The organism is Pseudomonas sp. A39, from assembly GCF_058145955.1.
Genome location: NZ_JBYVMD010000053.1, coordinates 1 through 18,536, shown reverse-complemented (window position 1 = coordinate 18,536; position 18,536 = coordinate 1). Strand labels below are relative to the sequence as shown.

Here is an 18,536-nt window from a genome sequence, read left to right as displayed (position 1 = left end):
GGTATTGCATTGTTGCTGCTCTAATACAGAAGCAACGTCGTTAAGGCTATAAACAGAGTCTTTTTGACGGGCACTTATTTATCAAGTAATGGGGATTTCAGATGAGGCGGGTAATCGGGTCTGCTTAGCTACCTGTCAGACTAAATTGTTATATATTTGGTCGGATTAAACAAAGTGTCTGACTTGCTTAAAGTTTTTGTCGATAATGGCATTTTCAACGAGTTCACGCTTTGTAACATGAGGGTTTTTGACTTGGTTGAAGTTTCATCTAACGTGGAAAAGCAGCTTCGGAAAAGCTGCTTTTCCTTCACCAATGTCATGGAGCGTCAAAATGCAAAACACCTACCTCACCTCCCTAATCTTCGCCTTCCTCACCACTCTCTCCGTCACCACCACCGCAGCCCCTTCCATCAAACCCGAAGCCCCAACCTCCATCACTGCCCAGATGTCCAAAGCCGAGCAACCCGCCAAGGTCAACCTCAACGCCGCCGACGCCGAAACCCTGCGCCGTGACCTCTTCGGTATTGGCGCCTCCAAAGCCAAGGCAATCGTGGCCTACCGCGAAAGCAATGGCCCGTTTACGGCGGTGGATGAGTTGTTGGAAGTGAAGGGGATCGGCAAGGCTCTGCTGGAGAAAAACCGCGAGAGGCTTGTGATCAACTAAGCCAATACAAGGGGAGGCCGGTCACTGACCGGCTTTTTGATCCTCTGAAACCTGGGTCTTCAAACTGTCTCGCACCACCTCCATGATTAGCATGGCGAGTGCCTTGTCCTCAACACTCCTGGCAAGCACCAGGGCCCCGACCAGTGTCGACATCATCACCAAGCTTTGTGCATCACTCTGTCCTTCCCCCAAGGCCGTTTCGATCTGCTTGAGCCGCGCGTCGAGTACGGCATCCGTCGTCGGACTGTGCTGGCCTCTCAGCCCTAGCTCCGAAGACATGGTCGGCAATGGGCAGCCTTCAGCCGGCGAGTTGAGGTGCCACTCCGATAAGTAACTGTCAATAAACGCTTCCAGCGGCCGTTTCTGGCTGAACAGCGTTTCGCAATGGGCATCCAGCTCCGCTGCGGCGGCCTGCAGGGCTTTTTCCACCAGTTCACCCTTGGATCTGAAGTGCGCGTAAAACCCACCATGCGTCAGGTCCACCGCTTTCATCAACGGCTGCAAGCCGGTGGCGCCGATGCCGTCGCGGCGAAAGCGTACGGAGGCTTCCTTGATGATGCGTTGGTGGGTCTGGGCTTTGTGGTTGGACGAATAACGCATAGGGCGGCCTCGGTGACAGGCTGGCATTTTAACCAACTTGACTCCATCTACACGTCTCTCCTGAGCCTTGGCCGTTGGCACGAAAAGTGATTACCTCTACGCACAAGATTGTTCAACAATCGTGAGGTAACCATGACACTCAGTTTGTCCCTGGCCGATCAGATCGCCCTGGAGTTGCGTGCCGACATCATCGGCGGGCGGCTGTTGCCGGGAATGCCGTTGGTTGAGGCCGAACTGGTGACCGCCTATAACGCCTCGCGCAATACCATCCGCGAAGCGCTGCACCGTCTGGGTCAGGAAGGGCTCACGCGGTATGTGCGCAATAAAGGCGTAATGGTCCGTCGCTTGGCGCGAGAGGAAGTGCGTGACTTATTTGTAGTCCGTCGCACCCTGGAGTTGCAGGCCATCGCCCAGAGTGGCCCTTTGACAGAGGATCAATCCGCGCGCATGCAGAACGCCATCGACGCCACCACCCTGGCCCGTGAGCGCGAAGACTGGCGTGCAGTCGCCACTCATAGCCTGGTGTTTCACCAGCAAATCGTCGGGTTGATGCGCAGCCCCTTGTTCGATGAGTTTTTTGCCCAAGTGATCGCCCAATTGCGCCTGGTGTTTTGCGCTGCGCCCGATGAGCAGCGTTTCCAGTCGCCTTGGTTGGAACGTGATCGTGAGATTTACACCTTGTTGGTCCAGCAGGACAAACCGGCGGCGGGGCAGGCGATGAGCCTGTACCTGGCTGATTCGGAACGCCTGTCGTTGGCTTTGTTTAATCACCCCTGATTGAGGATCTGCATTATGTACAAAGACTATCCGGCCGCTTATCAGGTCAGCAAAGGTTCGGCGTTGCAGGTCGACACGGCGTTTTACGAGCGTATCCGTGACCAAAAACAGCAACGCACGTTGATCGAGCAATTCGAAGTGCCGATCCGCACGGGCAGGGCGTGGAAGGTGCCGGCCGGGCATGTGTTTCGTGTGACCACGCCGGTTGGGCCGCAGGTGGGTGACTTTAATGTGTGGAACGCCAACGACCCACGCGAGCGTTTGTGGGCGGCGCGTACGCGTCAGTTGCAGGGCGCGCATGTCAGTACCCATGACCGGCTGTGGTCGAACCTGCCTTTTTTGCGGCCCTTGGTGACGATCACCGATGACAGTCTGGCCGGCTATGGCATTGATGAGCACGGCGGGCGTTTGCATGATTTGCTCGGCACGCGTTGTGATCCGTATGTGAACCGGATGCTCACCGGTGAGGACTTCCATCACCATTGCCACTCGAACCTGACCCGCGCGGTTTTACCCCATGGTCTGACGGAATTCGACGTGCATGATGTGCTGAATATTTTCCAGTGCACGGGCCTGAATCATGACGACATGTATTTCATGAAGGCGTGCCCGGCGCAGAAGGGTGATTACCTGGAGTTCTTTGCTGAGATTGATTTGTTGTGTGCGTTGTCGACGTGCCCCGGTGGGGATTTGTCGCTGCCGATGTGGGGGCCGGAGGCGCAGGACCCGTTGACGGTGTGCCGCCCGCTGGGGGTTGAGATTTATAAATTGGAGGAGGCGTTGCTGAGTGGCTGGAGCCAGCCTGAGCGTGCTGCCTATAAGGGGCAGCACGGGTTGCATATTGCCAAGGCGGATTGGGAGTAACGCTTTAGAGGGGCTGCTTCGCAGCCAGCGGGAGCAAGCGCCCTCGCCACAGGTTGTTTGTCAGGGCGGCTATGTTAGCGATCCTGCGCATCCTTGGCGTCCGCCTGGGCGTTTCGCTCGGCCACGCGCTTGCGTTGTTCGTCGGTGAGTTCCACTTTGTTGGCGCTGTCACGCAGCATCATCAGTCCACCGACGATCGACCCGATGGCGACCACTAATATCAACCATGCATACCACGGCATAAGGCTCTCCTTGAGGCAGATTGCCGTGGGAGAGTTTTCCCACGGGAATAACTGCTTTGAGTGACGGGCTTTCTTACTAGTTCAGTGTAGGCCCGTTCTGCCTCTTAGTAGATCAGAGCCCGGTCAACATCGCATCAGCCGGTGCATCGGCGCGGTCTTGCGCGGTCATCTGGAAGTAGGCGAACCCCACGACCATAAAGCCCAGGAAGATCAGCCCGATCAGTGCATTGAACCAGGCCATGGCCACCAGGCACACCACCGCCAGCACCAGCGCGATGCCCGGCACGATGGGGTAACCCGGTGCGCGGAAGGTGCGTTCCAGCAGCGGTTCGGTCTTACGCAGTTTGAACAGGCTGAGCATGCTCATGATGTACATCACGATGGCGCCGAATACCGCCATGGTGATCATCGCGGCGGTCAACGTCATGCCGCCCAGGTTGATCAGGCCGTCGCTGTAGATTGCTGCGATGCCGACCACGCCACCGGCGATGATTGCGCGGTGCGGTGTCTGAAAACGCGACAGTTTGGCTAGGAAAGAAGGCAGGTACCCGGCGCGGGCCAGGGCGAAGAACTGGCGCGAGTAACCCAGGATGATGCCGTGGAAGCTCGCTACCAGGCCAAACAAGCCGATCCACACCAGCATGTGCAACCAGCCGGAGCTGTCGCCGACCACGGTTTTCATGGCTTGTGGCAGCGGGTCGTTGATGTTCGACAGGGTGCGCCAGTCGCCCACGCCGCCAGCGAAGAACATCACGCCCATGGCCAGGATCACCAGGGTCAGGATGCCGCTGATGTAGGCTTTTGGAATGGTGCGCTTCGGATCTTTCGCTTCTTCGGCCGCCATGGCCGCGCCTTCGATGGCGAGGAAGAACCAGATGGCGAAAGGAATCGCGGCAAACATCCCGGCAATCGCCGGGGCGCCGAAGGTATCGGAGCCGGCCCAGCCGTTCAGGGCGAAGTTGCTGAAGCTGAAGGCAGGCGCGACCACGCCCATAAACACCAGCAGTTCAGCGACGGCGAGCACGCACACCACCAGTTCGAAGGTGGCGGCCAGTTTCACGCCGAGGATGTTGAGGCCCATGAAGACGATATAGGCGCCGACGGCGGCGTGTTTCGGGTCCAGTGCTGGAAACTGCACATTCAGGTAGGCGCCGATGGCCAAGGCGATGGCGGGGGGCGCAAAGACGAATTCGATCAATGTCGCGAGCCCGGCGATTAAGCCACCTTTCTCGCCAAAAGCGCGACGGCTGTAGGCAAACGGCCCGCCTGCGTGAGGAATGGCGGTGGTCAGTTCGGTGAAGCTGAAGATAAAGCAGGTGTACATTGCGGCGACCATCAATGAGGTCACCAGGAAGCCCAAGGTCCCGGCGACGCCCCAGCCATAGCTCCAGCCGAAATATTCCCCGGAAATCACCAGCCCGACCGCAATACCCCATAAGTGCAGGGTGCCCAAGGTGGGTTTGAGTTGTGTGTTCATTGTGTTGCTCTCCCTGAACCGGTTGGAATGATTCAAGGTGTTGCAGCGGACATGCCAGGCTGGGAATCATTGTCGTAAAGCTGCGCAACTGTCGCGCTGGGGATGGTTTGGCGTTTGAACATGTCCGGTATCGCACCAGATAAGTGCGGGAGTGGCTGTGCGGGCCTCATCGGGGGCAAGCCCCCTCCCACACTTGGCCTGCGTATACCGGTCAAAATGTGGGAGGGGGCTTGCCCCCGATGAGGCCTTCCCAATCACCAAAAATCTCTCTGTAACCTGCGTATAAACCCACTCTTTACGCCGTCTTTACGCCCCACCCACACCCTCGCTCTCGTTCCTTTACACCACTCCTGCCGACAATTGCCCTACACGCGGCACTCGCCGCTAAACGGAGAGACTTCCATGAGCGTTCTGGACGGGGTGTCACTGCTATTGGCCGTGGCGCTGTTCATTTATCTGCTGGTTGCGCTGTTACGCGCGGATCGGAACTAGGAGCGGGCTATGCACAGTTATGACTATTGGCTGATCATCGCCTTCTTCGCCGTGGTACTGGTGCCGGCACCGTTCCTGGGGCGGTTCTATTACAAGGTGATGGAGGGGCAGCGCACCTGGCTCACGCCGGTATTGGGCCCGGTGGAACGTGCCTGTTATCGCCTGTCGGGCGTGGATGAGCAGCAAGAACAAAGCTGGCAGAAATACATGCTGGCCTTGCTCGCGTTCAACCTCGCGGGCTTTTTGCTGTTGTTCGCGATCCTGCTGTTCCAGGACTACCTCCCACTGAACCCGCAGAAATTGCCGGGGCAGGAGTGGACCCTGGCCTTCAACACCGCGGTCAGTTTCATGACCAACACCAACTGGCAGTCCTACAGCGGTGAGGCATCCCTGAGTTACCTCAGCCAGATGGCCGGCCTGACGGTGCAGAACTTCGTCAGCGCGGCGACCGGTCTGGCGGTCTTGGTCGCGCTTTGCCGTGGGATCGGTCGCAAATCCACCAAGACGCTGGGCAACTTCTGGGTCGATATGACCCGCGCCACGCTCTACGGCCTGCTGCCGTTGTGCCTGGTGCTGGCGTTGTTCCTAGTGTGGCAGGGCGTGCCGCAGACCTTCGCTCACTACGTTGACGCCGTGACAATGCAAGGCGTGGATCAAGTGATTCCCCTGGGCCCGGCGGCGAGCCAGATTGCGATCAAGCAATTGGGCACCAACGGCGGCGGCTTCTTCGGTGTCAACTCGGCACACCCGTTTGAAGACCCGACCGCATGGGCCAACCTGTTTGAGTTGGCGGCCATCATCCTGATCCCGGTGGCGCTGGTGTTCACCTTCGGCCACTACGTCAAAGACCTGCGTCAGAGCCGCGCGATCCTCGGCTGCATGCTGGCGCTGTTCCTGATCGGCGGCGCGACCTCGTTGTGGGCCGAATACCAGCCCAATCCGACCCTCAATAATCCGGCCGTGGAGCAAACCGCGCCGCTGGAAGGCAAGGAAGCACGCTTCGGCACCACCGGTACGGTGCTGTGGTCGGTGACGACGACGGCGGCGTCCAACGGTTCGGTCAACGGCATGCAGGACAGCCTCAACCCCCTCAGCGGCATGGTTGCGCTGGTCAACATGATGGTCGGCGAAGTGATCTTCGGCGGCGTCGGCGCCGGCATGTACGGCATGTTGCTCAACGTGTTGATTGCGGTGTTCCTCGCCGGCCTGATGATCGGCCGCACCCCGGAATACCTGGGCAAAAAGCTACAGGCCAAGGAAGTGCAATTGCTGGTCGTGACCCTCTTGGTGATGCCGGTTGGCGTGCTGGTGCTCGGCGCCATTGCCGCGAGCCTGCCCGGCCCGGCCGGTGCCATCAGTAACCCTGGCCCCCACGGTTTCAGCCAGTTGCTCTACGCCTACACCTCGGCCAGTGCTAACAACGGCTCGGCATTCGGCGGTTTCAGCGCCAACACGCCGTTCCACAACCTGATGCTGGGCCTGGGCATGTTGATCGGCCGCTTCGGCTACATCCTTCCGGTACTGGCCCTGGCCGGCAGCCTGGCGATGAAGAAGACCGCACCGATTGGCCAGAACAGCTTCCCGACCCACGGCCCGCTGTTCGTGACCCTGTTGACCGTGACCATTTTGCTGGTGGGCGGCCTGACTTTCCTGCCAACGCTGGCGTTAGGCCCCATCGCTGAACACTTGAGCATGGGCTTCTAGTAAAGGGATATGAAAATGAATATGCCTGCAAAAAACGCGGCCCCGGTCAAAACCCAGGAGCCCGCCAAAACCGCCATTTCAGCCCTGTGGCGCCCGGCGCTGGTCCAGGCGTTCGTCAAGCTGGACCCGCGTCAACTGCAACGCTCGCCGGTGATGCTGGTGGTCGAGCTGACCGCCATCCTCACCACCGTGCTGTGCTTCGTGCCTGACACCGCCGTGCCGACGTTCGTCGCGGTGCAGATTGCCGTGTGGTTGTGGTTCACCGTGCTCTTCGCCAACTTCGCCGAAGCCTTGGCCGAAGGGCGTGGCAAAGCGCGTGCCGACAGCCTCAAGGCGGGTAGCGAAGGCCTGAGCGCACGCCGCAAGGAGGCGGATGGCAGCTTCAAGGTCGTGCCGGCCACCAGCCTGCGCAAAGGCGATGTGGTACGCGTCGCCGCCGGGGAAATGATCCCCGGTGACGGCGAAGTCATCGAAGGTATTGCGGCGGTCAACGAAGCGGCGATCACCGGGGAGTCCGCACCGGTGATCCGTGAGTCCGGCGGCGACCGTTCGGCCGTCACCGGCAACACCCGCCTGGTCTCGGATTGGCTGCTGATCCGCATCACCGCCAACCCCGGCGAGTCCACACTCGACCGTATGATCGCCTTGGTGGAAGGCGCCAAACGCCAGAAAACTCCCAACGAAGTGGCGCTGGATATCCTGCTGATCGGCCTGACCCTGATCTTCCTGTTGGTGGTGGTAACCCTGCAACCGTTCGCCCACTTCGCCAATGGCAGCTTGCCGCTGGTGTTCCTGGTCGCACTGCTGGTGACGCTGATTCCTACCACCATCGGCGGCTTGTTGTCGGCCATCGGTATCGCCGGCATGGACCGCCTGGTGCGCCTCAATGTCATCGCCAAGTCCGGGCGTGCCGTGGAAGCGGCGGGCGACGTGCATGTGTTGCTGCTGGACAAGACCGGCACCATCACCTTTGGTAACCGTCGCTGCGCGGCGGTGGTCGCGGCGCCTGGCGTCAGTGGCAAGGAAGTGGCCGAAGGCGCGTTGTTTGCCTCGCTGGCGGATGGCACGGCGGAAGGTAAGTCCATCGTCGAATACCTGCGCGCCTTGCACCCTCAGGCCGAGCCGACTGCGGACGAGCTGACGGCCGTGCCGTTCAGTGCCGAAACGCGGTTGTCCGGTGTCGATTATCAGGGCCGCGTATTTCGCAAAGGCGCGGTGGATTCGCTGTTGGCGTTCATCGGTCTACAACGTCGCGACCTGCAGCCCGCGCTGTCGCGGGAAATCGACAAGATCGCCCAAAGCGGCGGCACCCCGTTGCTGGTGTGTGCCGATGGCAAGTTGCTCGGCGCGATCCACCTGAAGGACGTGGTCAAGCCCGGCATTCGTGAGCGCTTCGCTGAACTGCGCAAACTGGGCATCCGCACCGTGATGGTCACCGGCGACAACCCGCTGACCGCTGCCGCGATTGCGGCCGAAGCGGGCGTGGATGATGTGCTGGCCGAAGCCACGCCGGAGAAAAAACTCGCGCGCATTCGCCATGAACAGAACGACGGTCGCCTGGTGGCGATGTGCGGTGACGGCGCCAATGACGCCCCGGCGCTGGCCCAGGCGGACGTCGGCATGGCCATGAATGACGGCACTCAGGCCGCTCGCGAAGCCGCCAACATGGTCGACCTCGACAGCGACCCGACCAAGCTGCTGGACGTGGTGCAGATCGGCAAGGAATTGCTGGTGACCCGTGGCGCGCTGACCACCTTCTCCATCGCCAACGACGTGGCCAAGTACTTCGCGATCCTGCCGGCGTTGTTCGCCTCGATCTACCCGCAACTCGGCGTGCTCAACGTGATGCACTTGCAGAGCCCGCAGAGCGCGATTCTCTCCGCCATCGTGTTTAACGCCTTGATCATTGTGGTGCTGATTCCGTTGGCGCTGCGCGGTGTGCGTGTGCAGGCGGCGAGTGCGGCGGCGTTGCTGCGGCGCAACCTGTTGATCTACGGGCTGGGCGGGATTCTGGTGCCGTTCGTGGGCATCAAGGCGATCGACATGCTGCTGACTGCGCTGCACCTGGTGTAACCGAACCCTTCTTGTGTGGCGAGGGAGCTTGCTCCCGTTGGACCGCGCAGCGGTCCCAAGCTCTGCGGCTGCTACGCAGCCGAACGGGAGCTAGCTCCCTCGCCACAGGGGTTTCTCGACTGAATTGAGGATTTGAATATGTCCAACATTGTCCGCCCGGCCCTGAGCCTGCTGGTGCTCATGACCCTGATCACTGGCGTCGCCTACCCATTGGTGGTGACCGGCGTCGCCCAAGTGGCTTTCCCGGACCAGGCCAATGGCAGTCTGGTACGCGACGCCAGCGGCAAAGTGCGCGGTTCCAGCCTGATCGCCCAGGACTTTACCGGCGACGGCTGGTTCCACCCGCGTCCGTCTGCCGGTGCTTTTGCGACGGTTTCCAGCAGCGCCAGTAACCTCGGCCCAAGCAACCCGGCGCTGGCGACGCGTATCTTCGATGACGCAAGCAAACAGTTAGTGCCGAGCCAGGGGCCGGTGCCCTTGGTATCGCTGACTACCTCTGGCAGCGGTCTTGATCCACACTTGCCACCCCAGGCGATTGCCTATCAACTGGCGCGGGTGGCGGCGGCGCGGAATGTGCCGGTGTCGACCCTGCAGCGGTTGCTGGATGAACACATCGAAAGCCCGTTGGTGGGCCCGCCGGTGGTGAATGTGCTGGCGCTGAATATGGCCCTGGAAAAGTTGTAGACAGTGGCTCCGGCATCGCGGGCAAGCCAGCTCCCACAGGGGAATGCATTCCAAGTGTGGGAGTGGGCTTGCCCGCGATGGCGGCCTGAGGTGCAACCAATAAACATCTGAAGGAACCCGAGCATGAGCGACTCCGGCCGCGCCGACGCCCTGTTAGCCGATCTGCCCCGGGACGGCCGTGGCCGGCTCAAAGTTTTCCTCGGCGCTGCGCCGGGGGTGGGCAAGACCTACGCGATGCTCCAGGCCGCGCACACGCAGTTGCGCCAAGGTGTGCGGTTGGTTGCCGGCGTGGTCGAAACCCATGGTCGCGCCGAGACCGAAGCGTTGCTCAGCGGCCTGCCACAGCAACCCTTGCTGCGCAGCGAATACCGCGGCGTGATGCTCGAAGAAATGGACCTCGACGGCCTGCTCGCCGCCAAGCCCAGGCTGGTGTTGGTGGACGAACTGGCCCACAGCAACGCCCCCGGCAGTCGCCACGAAAAACGCTGGCAAGATATCCAGGAATTGCTTGCCGCCGGCATCAACGTGTTTACCACGGTCAACGTCCAGCACTTGGAAAGCCTCAACGACCAAGTGCGCGGTATCACCGGCGTGCAGGTGCGCGAAACCTTGCCGGACTGGGTGCTGCAAGAGGCCGACGAACTGCTGCTGATCGACCTGCCATCCCGCGAATTGCTGGAGCGCTTGCGCGATGGCAAGGTCTACGTACCGGAACAGGCCCGCGCGGCCATCGATGCGTTTTTCACCCAGACCAACCTGATGGCCCTGCGCGAGTTGGCGATGCAAACCGCCGCCGCCCACGTCGATGACGATCTGGCCCAGGGTTATCGCCAACTGGGCCAGTCCGCGCCGGCAGTGCGCGGGCGCTTGCTGGTGGGTGTGGATGGCGACGCGCAGGCTGAACGCCTGGTGCGCCATGCCAGCCGCGTTGCCCAGCGTCGCCATTTGCCGTGGAGCCTGGTGCATATCGACAACGGCCGGGCGCGGGATGAGCAGTCGAGGCTACGGCTGCAGAATGCCCAGCAACTGGCCGAACGCCTGGGCGGTGAGGTGGTGTTGCTGCGGGCGGGGGAGGTGGCCAAGACGCTGATCCAGCATGCCGCCGAACGCCGTGCCAGCTTGTTGCTGGTGGGGCAATCGCGGATGCGTTGGCGGCGTCGGTTATTCGGGGGTGGCCTGGCCGCGCGCTTGCTGCGTCATGCGCGGGGTCTGGAAATCAACATCCTCGACAGCGACGACATGCCCGCGTCGCCCCGTTTGCCGGAGGTGCGCGGGCTGGTGTGGTTCGACTACGCACTGGCGGTCGTGGCGACGGTGGTTGCGGCGGCAGTGGCTTGGGCGGTGTCCAGCGTGTTGCCGTTGCCGAATATCTCGCTGGTGTTCCTGGCCGCGGTATTGCTGGTGGCGGTGCGCAGCAGCCTGGGGCCGTCTTTGGTGTGTGCGGGGTTGTCGTTCATGACCTACGACTTCCTGTTTATCCCACCGAATTTTTCCTTCGCCATCCAGCGCGAAGAAGACGTGCTGACCCTGTTGTTCTTTCTGTTGATGGCGGCGCTGACGGGTAACCTGGCTGCGCGCCAACGCCGCCAGTTGCAGGCGCTGCGCGATACCCAGGAAGAAACCAGCGAACTGCTGGACCTGTCACGCAAACTCACCGCCGCTACCGATCGCCAGGCAGTGATCAGCGCGGCGGCGCATCATTTGGAAGGCTGGAGCGACCTCGACCTGTGCCTGGTCAACCGCGACGGCCAGGGCGGCTGGGCGATCGAGACCGGGGGCCCGCTGACGCTGACCGAAGCCGAGCGCGCCGCCGCCGACTGGGCCTGGCAGCACGATCAACCGGCGGGCATGGGCACCGGCACGTTGCCGTTCGGGCGTTGGTGGTGGTGGCCGCTGTCGGGCGAAGAGGGCCCGCTGGGGTTGCTGGGGGTCAGTCCCAAGCCCGGTCTGGAATTGAGCGGTCAACGCCGTCGCTTGCTGACCGCCTTGAGCCAACCGCTGGCCCAGGCACTGGCGCGGGCGCAACTGGCCCAGGAGCTTGAGTCCGCTCGGCTGCATGGCGAAACCGAACAACTGCGCAGTGCGTTGCTGGCTTCGGTGTCCCATGATTTGCGCACGCCGCTGACCTCCATGCGCGGCAGCATCGACAGCCTGCTGGCACTCGGTGAGGCCATTCCCCTGGAGGATCGCCGCGAATTGCTCGAGGGCACCCGCGATGAGGCCGAGCGCCTGGATCGCTATATCCAGAACTTGCTGGACATGACACGCCTTGGCCACGGTGCGTTGAAACTGGCGCGGGATTGGGTCTCGCCGGGCGATATCGTCGGCAGCGCCCTCGGTCGTTTGCGGGCGGTATTGGCGCCGTTGCAGGTGAGTGCCGATGTGCCGCCGGAGCTGCCGTTGTTGTATGTGCATGCCGCGTTGATCGAGCAGGCCCTGGTGAATGTGCTGGAAAACGCCGCACGCTTTTCACCGCCGCAAGGCCGCTTGCAACTGAGTGCCGGGGTGTTGGATAACCAGCTGTTTTTCGCCGTGGCTGATGAGGGCCCCGGGATTCCCGAAGACGAGCGCGCAAAGATCTTTGACATGTTCTACACCGCCGCTCGCGGTGATCGAGGCGGGCAGGGCACAGGCCTGGGCCTGGCGATCTGCCAAGGCATGGTCGGTGCTCACGGTGGGCATATCAGCGTGGCCGACGGTATCGACGGGCGCGGCACCTGCATCACCTTGTTCCTGCCCTTGCCGACACAGCCTGGCCTGGAGCGCGAGGCATGAGCTACCCTGCTTTCTCCACGGATTTTGATTGGACACCATGAGCCAGACCGCGACGATTTTGGTCATTGATGACGAACCGCAGATCCGCAAATTCCTGCGCATCAGCCTGGCCTCCCAGGGCTACAAAGTGATCGAGGCCGGCACCGGCACCGAAGGCCTGGCCCAGGCGGCGCTGAGCAAGCCGGACTTGCTGGTGCTCGACCTTGGCCTGCCGGACATGGACGGCCAGCAGGTGCTGCGCGAATTCCGCGAATGGTCGACGGTGCCGGTGCTGGTGCTGTCGGTACGGGCCAGCGAAGGGCAGAAGGTCGAGGCCCTCGACAGCGGTGCCAATGACTATGTGACCAAACCCTTCGGCATCCAGGAGTTTCTCGCCCGTGTGCGCGCGTTGCTGCGTCAGGCCCCGGCCGGTGAAGCGCAGGAAGCGGCCTTGAGTTTTGGCCCGTTGACGGTGGACCTGGCCTATCGCCGGGTGCTGCTGGACGGGGCGGAAGTGGCGTTGACCCGCAAGGAATATGCGGTGCTGGCGCAACTGGCACGGCATCCGGGGCGGGTGATTACCCAGCAACAGTTACTCAAGGATATCTGGGGGCCGACCCATACCGAAGACAGCCATTACTTGCGCATTGTGGTGGGGCATCTGCGGCAGAAACTGGCGGATGACCCGACCCAGCCAAGGTTTATCGTGACTGAGGCGGGGGTGGGGTATCGGTTGTTAGGCGGGTAGATCGTTGGTGCTTGCTCTGGCGTCATCGCAGGCAAGCCAGCTCCCACAGGGAAATGCATTCCAAATGTGGGAGCTGGCTTGCCTGCGATGGGGCCATCAGCATCACCAACGATCTCAGCGCTGCTCACTCTCATAGCGATCCAACGTGTCACTGGCAATCTCCCGGCCCAGCGCGATCAACTCCGGCGCCTTGTAGAACTCGAAAAACCGACACACGCGCTTTGGCACGTTAATCAACACATCCGGCGGATAACCGGCAATCTTGTACTGCGCCAGCGACGTCTGCATCACCTCGAAGCTCTGGTTGATCAGGTCGAGCAGCGACGCCGGGCCGACGTTATCGATGATGAACGAACCGGTCGCCGACTTGGGGGCGCCGGGCTTTTCCGGCGCGGCGGCGGGTTGCTGGGACTCGGGCTCGGCAGACTCCAGCCACGGGTTGATCTCCGCCGCCTGGGCCTCCAAGGCTTCCTGCTCCAGCTTCATCAGTTGTTCGGCCTGCTTGCGGCGAAACGGCAAGTGCGAACCGAGTGATTTCGCCAAGTTGTTGAAGCGACTCTTGAACGCTGGCGGGCGCTGGATCACCGGCAACTGGTAGTGCTTCTGGTTGGTGGCATTAAGGTTGACCGCGATGATCAAGTCACAGTGGCTCGACACCACCGGCACGATGGGCAGAGGGTTGAGCAAGCCGCCGTCGACCAGCATGCGATTGCCTTGCATCACCGGAGTAAACAGGCTGGGAATCGCCGCCGAGGCGCGCATGGCCTGGTGCAGGCAGCCTTCCTGGAACCAGATCTCCTGCTGGTTGGTGAGGTCGGTGGCGACGGCGGTGTAGGGGATGCGCAGCTCTTCGATATTGATCTCGCCGACGATCTTGCGGATCTGCCCGAAGACTTTCTCGCCACGAATGGCCCCCAAGCGAAAACTCACGTCGACCAGGCGCAGCACGTCGAGGTAGTCGAGGCTTTCAATCCAGTTCCGATATTCATCCAGTTTGCCGGCGGCGTAGATCCCGCCGACGACTGCCCCCATGGAACACCCGGCGATACAGGCAATGTCATAGCCACGCCGTTCGATTTCCTCGATCACGCCGATATGCGCGTAGCCCCGGGCCCCGCCGGAGCCCAGCACCAAGGCAACACGTTTATTCATGGTCCATGTCCTCCCCAAGGCAGGTGCCCACAATGCACCCATTGAGGGGGCGGCTTCAATCTTCGCGGGGCCTGCAATATTTTTCCAGGATAGCCGCAGTGCTCGGGTATGCTCTGGTATTGCTGCGGTACTGCTTTGCTATAGGTACTATCGATTTCAGGCTAAGGACAGGCACTTTTCCATGTAGGCAACGTCTACAGCGTACGACTGTTTTTTCTTTATTTTGAGGTGTCATCGATGAAAGCCTGGATGTGTGTGCCTGTGATCGTGTTGGCCCTTGCCGGTTGCGCCGGGAAAACCGCGTATCGCGATAGCTGCGGCTCGCAACTGGACGCCGCCTGGAAAGAGCTGGACTTGGCCAAGGCGGAAGGTTTTGCCGGGACCGTGAGCTATTCCAAAGCCTTGTCTTTGTTGACAGGGGCCAAGACCCAGCAACAGTTCGAGGCGTTTGAAGGCTGCTCCAACAAGGCCGAGAAAGCGCGGTTCTATATCCGAGAGTCTCGCGCAGGGCGTTAACCTGCTGTGAGTAGGACATTTCATCAGCTAGCGAGGGCAGAATGTCAGCTTTGGTCGATCAGTTAGTCGCTCAGGTCATTGGCCTGGAAGTAGGGTTACTGAGCTGCCAGGCTCGCCTCGCCGCCGTCACCGACGATGAAGCCCTGCACGACCTGCGCACCACCGTGCGCCGTTTGCGCAGTTTGTTGCGCCCCTTGCGTGGGTTGCCTGGGGTTGAGCAGCTTGAATCGGCCGCCCGTACTGTCGGCCAATTGACGACGCCGCTACGCGACCGCGAGGTGCTGGCGGCTTATTTACTCCAGCAGGGTCATCACGAGGCCGCCGACCGGCGACTGCGCCTGCAACCCGCTGCTTATCGCCAAGTGGCGCAGAGCCCGGAGCTCGCGCATTTGCTGCTGATCCTCGACGCTTTCCCACGTTTTATCCGGGCCTCTGAACACCAGAAATTGCTCAAAGGTTTGCGTGCTCGCATCGAAAAACGCTTGGCCAAGCAATGGCAGAAGCTCGATGAAGCGTTGAAGGACCCCGACCATGATCGCCATCGCCTGCGGTTGTTGATCAAGCGTGTGCGTTACGCCGCTGAGGCTTACCCCGAATTGGACAAGTTGCCTGCCAACGCCCTGTCGCGGCTGAAAAAGGCCCAAGGCGCCTTGGGGGATTGGCATGATTGCTGGCAATGGTTGGCGCAAGCCGAGCATCAGGCGGATCTGCAACCTTGTGTTGCGGTGTGGCATCGCACCATGGCCAAGGCTGAAGGGCAGGCGGATCGGGTGCTGGACAAACTCAGCGCCGATTGTTTCTGAGCCGGTCCGGCTTTTGGCCGGAATAGGCGCTGTACCTGGCCGGTTCGATGGTTAAGATCGCTCATCTGTTCCTCTTGATGTGAGACCGCTATGCGCTTTAGTGATTTGCTCGATGCCGCCCGTAGCAACCCGCTGGATGTCACCATCCCCGCCGAATGGGCCCAGGGTCGCGCGACCTTTGGTGGGTTGGTCGCCGCATTGCAATACGAAGCCCTGCGTGCCCAAGTGCCGGCCGATCGCCCGCTGCGGTCGCTGGCAATCACCTTCGTCGGCCCTGTAGCGCCCGACGTTTGCGCCAGTTATCAAGTCGAAGTGTTACGCGAAGGCAAAGCGGTCAGCCAGTTGCTCGGCCGCGTGGTGCAGAACGGAGAAGTGGCAACGTTGGTACAAGCCAGTTTTGGCGCGTCCCGTGAGTCGGAAATTGCGGTTGAGAGTCAAGCACCACCCGTGTTCAAACACTGGGATGAGTGCCAGGAGCTGCCCTATATCAAGGGCGTCACCCCCGAATTCATGCGCCACCTGGCAATGCGCTGGAGCGTCGGCGGCTTGCCGTTCACCGGCAACAAATCCCGCGATATGGGCGGTTGGGTGCGGTTACGTGGAGATGTGAAAGAAGAGCCACTGACGGAGGCACATATACTCGCCCTGGTCGATGCCTGGCCCCCGGCACTGTTGCCGCACCTCAAAAAACCGGCACCGGGCAGCACCCTGACGTGGACCATCGAATTCATCCAGCCCCTGCAAGACCTCACGACTCTCGACTGGTGCCAGTACTACGTCAACATCGAGCACGCCCGCGACGGCTACGGCCATGCCGCAGCGGCGCTATGGAGCCCGACCGGCGAACTCATCGCCATCAGCCGCCAGACCGTGGTGGTCTTCGCCTGACCTCAATGCCTGTGGCGCTGCCGCCAGGCACGCCACCAGCCACCGCTCAACACAAAACGCGGAAAGGTCACGAACTGCTCGACCACCAGGCGTTGTACCGCATCATTACGGTCACTGAACGGCTCACTGGCCTGGGCTTCCAGGCTATGGCCATGCCGCTGCAGCGCCAAGCCGGCCAGGATACCGACAACCCCGATGGCAAAACTGGCCAGGCTCAGGCTGAACACACCGGACACGATCAACAGAAACCCGATGATAAACAGCGGCACGGCAATCAGGTGCAACGCCAGGTTGGTCGGGTGCTGATGGTTCTGCGGGTAGTTACGCCATTGCCAGGCGGGGAGATTGGGATGACGTTTGCCCATGATGGTGAATCCTCTGTCCGTTGAAACAACATGGAGAGAGTTTAGGCGGGGTTGGGTGGGGGGGCGAATTGGGGTTGGCTATGGGGTCTATAGCCTTAGCGGGAAAAAATAGAGATCCATTAGTAATCCAAGATTCAGCTTTTGATTGGGCGCGCACGTAAAATAAATAAATGTCGTCGTTGCCCATACAGGCTAACTGTGGATATACGCGTAGACACCTTCCTGCTGAATTTCTTCCAAGTTCATTTTTTTTATTGTTTCGTTCAGAAACGGTAGATGTTCTGAATGGCAAATGAGTTGGGCCACGCCATGTGTTTCTGCATCATAGAATCTGAAAGAAATAGAATGCTCATCAGCAAGTATTAATTTAAAGTCTTCAGTTTTTGAAATGTCTGTGAGCTGACTTAAGTTTTGCCATAAGTTTTCAAGAGTGCTGTTGCTTTCTTGCATCAGTGTTACGGATGTTCGATAGCAGGCCATACTATTAGGATCTATGTGAAATGGATCAGGATCTAAGTGAATTACTCTAGAGTAAATTCCGGTTGATTCATTTTTTCTGAAAATATCTCCTGGTTGGGAGCTTTTGGCGAAGTTTTTTAGTGAAAGATACTCTTGAGTCTTACTGTAGTACGGTAATAGTTTCGTGTGCCATTGTACAATATTTGGCCATTTTTTCGTAAGTAAAGAGCTGAACTCACACCAGGCTTTCCAAGCGCCTGCGTAATCTTGGTGAAGCAGTGTGACCGTAATATAGTTTTCATCATTGCTAGGGTGTAACTGGTCCCAGGGATGTATGCCTAGCTCTCTGATAAATACTGCTTCCATTTTTTATTTCCTGAAGTATGAGTGGTTGTCTGTGTGGTTTTTTAATGGGACTGCATTTCCGTCAATGGTGGCCTTCGTATTGAAGTGTGGACCAAGGTTTCCTTTTTTGTGGCCAAGTGAGTGTTCCTGAATCTCTATTTGGAGCTCTTTTAGTTCAAATATATACACCCTGCCCATCGTGTGTTGGTCTTGATCTTTGATCTTTTCTCGACGTATTTGAATTGGGTGTTGATTTTTTGGAACTCCACCTATTGCTTTTGCTCTTTTAAATGCACCACGTCTAGATAGTTTGCTATCAGCGCCCTTAGGGAGCTCCGCATCGCCTTCGTCTACCTTGGCAGGTTTTCCCGGCTCGTCAGCGTTGTGTGTTGATTTACATCCATTACCGCCAGGGCACGTGCTTAAGCCTAGCGGATCCACCCATCCCGTAGGATTACGCGCGTACTGATATCCATTGATTCCACCCGCCAGCTTCACCGGGTCCGGTGTTAGGTAACGGCCAACATCCGGATTGTAGTAGCGATGGCGGTTGTAGTGCAGTTCGCTTTCTTGATCGAAGTACTGGCCCTGGAAGCGCAGCGGGTTATCAATTTTTCCGATGTCGAGCCGGGTGATTTCGCCGTAGGCGCGGTAGTGCGCGGACCAGACGATTTCCCCTTCGGTGTCGGTGAGTTCTTGTGGGGTGCCGAGGTGGTCGAGTTGGTAATGGTAGGCCTTGGTTTCATTTGGGCCGAAGCCTTCCAGCAGGACGAGCGGGCGGAAGGTTTCGGGTTCGTAGACATAGCTGCGGTGACGGTCCGCGTGGTGCTCGGCGATGAGTGTGTCGCCTTGCCAGAAGAACTCGGTGGTTACGTCGCCGACAGTTTTGCTGATACGCCGCCCGAACGGGTCGTAGCGGTAGCTGGCGG

General features: G+C 60.0%; 19 protein-coding genes. 12 read left to right on the top strand and 7 right to left on the bottom strand.

Annotated elements, in window-relative coordinates:
• Positions 1-331: 331 nt before the first annotated feature.
• Positions 332-664 carry a ComEA family DNA-binding protein gene (locus tag AC3ZU9_RS27275; RefSeq protein ID WP_490091591.1) on the top strand — a complete coding sequence of 111 codons (333 nt, stop codon included), beginning with the start codon at positions 332-334 and terminating at the stop codon, positions 662-664.
• 21 nt (positions 665-685) lie between these two features.
• On the opposite strand, the gene AC3ZU9_RS27270 is transcribed toward AC3ZU9_RS27275, so the two are convergent.
• Complete coding sequence (locus tag AC3ZU9_RS27270; RefSeq protein WP_490091590.1) at positions 686-1,264, bottom strand: TetR/AcrR family transcriptional regulator; 579 nt, start codon at positions 1,262-1,264, stop codon at positions 686-688.
• A 132-nt stretch (positions 1,265-1,396) separates the two neighbouring features.
• Between AC3ZU9_RS27270 and AC3ZU9_RS27265 the strand changes: the two genes are divergently transcribed.
• Both AC3ZU9_RS27265 and AC3ZU9_RS27260 read left to right on the top strand, forming a co-directional pair.
• A complete protein-coding gene (locus AC3ZU9_RS27265) occupies positions 1,397-2,041 on the top strand; it encodes a GntR family transcriptional regulator (protein WP_046035052.1) in 645 nt (214 codons plus the stop codon).
• 15 nt (positions 2,042-2,056) lie between these two features.
• Positions 2,057-2,905, top strand: coding sequence for an urea carboxylase-associated family protein (locus AC3ZU9_RS27260; protein WP_122809793.1), 849 nt, complete (start codon positions 2,057-2,059; stop codon positions 2,903-2,905).
• Positions 2,906-2,979: 74 nt separating this feature from the next.
• On the opposite strand, the gene AC3ZU9_RS27255 is transcribed toward AC3ZU9_RS27260, so the two are convergent.
• A complete protein-coding gene (locus AC3ZU9_RS27255; RefSeq protein WP_012722955.1) occupies positions 2,980-3,147 on the bottom strand; it encodes a DUF2897 family protein in 168 nt (55 codons plus the stop codon).
• Positions 3,148-3,259: 112 nt separating this feature from the next.
• Positions 3,260-4,624 (bottom strand): ethanolamine permease, encoded by a 1,365-nt coding sequence (eat, locus tag AC3ZU9_RS27250; protein ID WP_010211919.1) that lies wholly within the window; start codon positions 4,622-4,624, stop codon positions 3,260-3,262.
• A gap of 402 nt (positions 4,625-5,026) precedes the next feature.
• Here eat and kdpF point away from each other — a divergent pair, with 402 nt between their 5' ends.
• From kdpF to AC3ZU9_RS27220, 6 genes are all read left to right on the top strand, one after another.
• Positions 5,027-5,116, top strand: a complete 90-nt coding sequence (gene kdpF / locus AC3ZU9_RS27245; protein ID WP_003218754.1) for a K(+)-transporting ATPase subunit F — start codon at positions 5,027-5,029, stop codon at positions 5,114-5,116.
• Positions 5,117-5,125: 9 nt separating this feature from the next.
• Positions 5,126-6,820 (top strand): potassium-transporting ATPase subunit KdpA, encoded by a 1,695-nt coding sequence (gene kdpA, locus AC3ZU9_RS27240; protein WP_046035051.1) that lies wholly within the window; start codon positions 5,126-5,128, stop codon positions 6,818-6,820.
• A 15-nt stretch (positions 6,821-6,835) separates the two neighbouring features.
• Positions 6,836-8,893, top strand: coding sequence for a potassium-transporting ATPase subunit KdpB (kdpB, locus tag AC3ZU9_RS27235; protein WP_490091589.1), 2,058 nt, complete (start codon positions 6,836-6,838; stop codon positions 8,891-8,893).
• A 138-nt stretch (positions 8,894-9,031) separates the two neighbouring features.
• Complete coding sequence (kdpC, locus tag AC3ZU9_RS27230; RefSeq protein ID WP_043204996.1) at positions 9,032-9,577, top strand: potassium-transporting ATPase subunit KdpC; 546 nt, start codon at positions 9,032-9,034, stop codon at positions 9,575-9,577.
• A 123-nt stretch (positions 9,578-9,700) separates the two neighbouring features.
• On the top strand, positions 9,701-12,352 hold the full coding sequence (locus AC3ZU9_RS27225; protein WP_102060874.1) for a sensor histidine kinase: 2,652 nt from the start codon (positions 9,701-9,703) through the stop codon (positions 12,350-12,352).
• A 37-nt stretch (positions 12,353-12,389) separates the two neighbouring features.
• The gene (locus tag AC3ZU9_RS27220) at positions 12,390-13,079 is read left to right on the top strand and encodes a response regulator (RefSeq protein ID WP_043204998.1); all 690 of its coding nucleotides are present in this window, start codon (positions 12,390-12,392) and stop codon (positions 13,077-13,079) included.
• Positions 13,080-13,193: 114 nt separating this feature from the next.
• Here the strand turns inward: AC3ZU9_RS27220 and AC3ZU9_RS27215 are convergent, their stop codons facing one another.
• Complete coding sequence (locus AC3ZU9_RS27215) at positions 13,194-14,231, bottom strand: patatin-like phospholipase family protein (RefSeq protein WP_012722961.1); 1,038 nt, start codon at positions 14,229-14,231, stop codon at positions 13,194-13,196.
• A gap of 237 nt (positions 14,232-14,468) precedes the next feature.
• Between AC3ZU9_RS27215 and AC3ZU9_RS27210 the strand changes: the two genes are divergently transcribed.
• From AC3ZU9_RS27210 to AC3ZU9_RS27200, 3 genes are all read left to right on the top strand, one after another.
• Entirely contained in the window at positions 14,469-14,747 is a 279-nt protein-coding gene (locus tag AC3ZU9_RS27210; RefSeq protein WP_012722962.1) for a hypothetical protein, read from the top strand.
• A 41-nt stretch (positions 14,748-14,788) separates the two neighbouring features.
• Positions 14,789-15,550 (top strand): CHAD domain-containing protein, encoded by a 762-nt coding sequence (locus AC3ZU9_RS27205; protein ID WP_012722963.1) that lies wholly within the window; start codon positions 14,789-14,791, stop codon positions 15,548-15,550.
• A gap of 90 nt (positions 15,551-15,640) precedes the next feature.
• Entirely contained in the window at positions 15,641-16,438 is a 798-nt protein-coding gene (locus AC3ZU9_RS27200) for an acyl-CoA thioesterase (protein WP_012722964.1), read from the top strand.
• Between the two features lie 2 nt (positions 16,439-16,440).
• Here the strand turns inward: AC3ZU9_RS27200 and AC3ZU9_RS27195 are convergent, their stop codons facing one another.
• The 3 genes from AC3ZU9_RS27195 to AC3ZU9_RS27185 all read right to left on the bottom strand — a co-directional run.
• Positions 16,441-16,803, bottom strand: coding sequence for an Mpo1-like protein (locus AC3ZU9_RS27195; RefSeq protein WP_012722965.1), 363 nt, complete (start codon positions 16,801-16,803; stop codon positions 16,441-16,443).
• Positions 16,804-16,995: 192 nt separating this feature from the next.
• Complete coding sequence (locus tag AC3ZU9_RS27190) at positions 16,996-17,628, bottom strand: hypothetical protein (RefSeq protein WP_154846069.1); 633 nt, start codon at positions 17,626-17,628, stop codon at positions 16,996-16,998.
• Between the two features lie 3 nt (positions 17,629-17,631).
• On the bottom strand, positions 17,632-18,536 hold a 905-nt coding region (locus AC3ZU9_RS27185; RefSeq protein WP_490091588.1), incomplete at its 5' end, for an RHS repeat-associated core domain-containing protein.

Excerpts from the sequence above, each read along its gene's own strand:
- AC3ZU9_RS27275 (WP_490091591.1), top strand. The coding sequence starts at position 332 with ATGCAAAACACCTACCTCACCTCCCTAATCTTCGCCTTCCTCACCACT.
- AC3ZU9_RS27270 (WP_490091590.1), bottom strand. The coding sequence starts at position 1,264 with ATGCGTTATTCGTCCAACCACAAAGCCCAGACCCACCAACGCATCATC.
- AC3ZU9_RS27265 (WP_046035052.1), top strand. The coding sequence starts at position 1,397 with ATGACACTCAGTTTGTCCCTGGCCGATCAGATCGCCCTGGAGTTGCGT.
- AC3ZU9_RS27260 (WP_122809793.1), top strand. The coding sequence starts at position 2,057 with ATGTACAAAGACTATCCGGCCGCTTATCAGGTCAGCAAAGGTTCGGCG.
- AC3ZU9_RS27255 (WP_012722955.1), bottom strand. The coding sequence starts at position 3,147 with ATGCCGTGGTATGCATGGTTGATATTAGTGGTCGCCATCGGGTCGATC.
- eat (WP_010211919.1), bottom strand. The coding sequence starts at position 4,624 with ATGAACACACAACTCAAACCCACCTTGGGCACCCTGCACTTATGGGGT.
- kdpF (WP_003218754.1), top strand. The coding sequence starts at position 5,027 with ATGAGCGTTCTGGACGGGGTGTCACTGCTATTGGCCGTGGCGCTGTTC.
- kdpA (WP_046035051.1), top strand. The coding sequence starts at position 5,126 with ATGCACAGTTATGACTATTGGCTGATCATCGCCTTCTTCGCCGTGGTA.
- kdpB (WP_490091589.1), top strand. The coding sequence starts at position 6,836 with ATGAATATGCCTGCAAAAAACGCGGCCCCGGTCAAAACCCAGGAGCCC.
- kdpC (WP_043204996.1), top strand. The coding sequence starts at position 9,032 with ATGTCCAACATTGTCCGCCCGGCCCTGAGCCTGCTGGTGCTCATGACC.
- AC3ZU9_RS27225 (WP_102060874.1), top strand. The coding sequence starts at position 9,701 with ATGAGCGACTCCGGCCGCGCCGACGCCCTGTTAGCCGATCTGCCCCGG.
- AC3ZU9_RS27220 (WP_043204998.1), top strand. The coding sequence starts at position 12,390 with ATGAGCCAGACCGCGACGATTTTGGTCATTGATGACGAACCGCAGATC.
- AC3ZU9_RS27215 (WP_012722961.1), bottom strand. The coding sequence starts at position 14,231 with ATGAATAAACGTGTTGCCTTGGTGCTGGGCTCCGGCGGGGCCCGGGGC.
- AC3ZU9_RS27210 (WP_012722962.1), top strand. The coding sequence starts at position 14,469 with ATGAAAGCCTGGATGTGTGTGCCTGTGATCGTGTTGGCCCTTGCCGGT.
- AC3ZU9_RS27205 (WP_012722963.1), top strand. The coding sequence starts at position 14,789 with ATGTCAGCTTTGGTCGATCAGTTAGTCGCTCAGGTCATTGGCCTGGAA.
- AC3ZU9_RS27200 (WP_012722964.1), top strand. The coding sequence starts at position 15,641 with ATGCGCTTTAGTGATTTGCTCGATGCCGCCCGTAGCAACCCGCTGGAT.
- AC3ZU9_RS27195 (WP_012722965.1), bottom strand. The coding sequence starts at position 16,803 with ATGGGCAAACGTCATCCCAATCTCCCCGCCTGGCAATGGCGTAACTAC.
- AC3ZU9_RS27190 (WP_154846069.1), bottom strand. The coding sequence starts at position 17,628 with ATGGAAGCAGTATTTATCAGAGAGCTAGGCATACATCCCTGGGACCAG.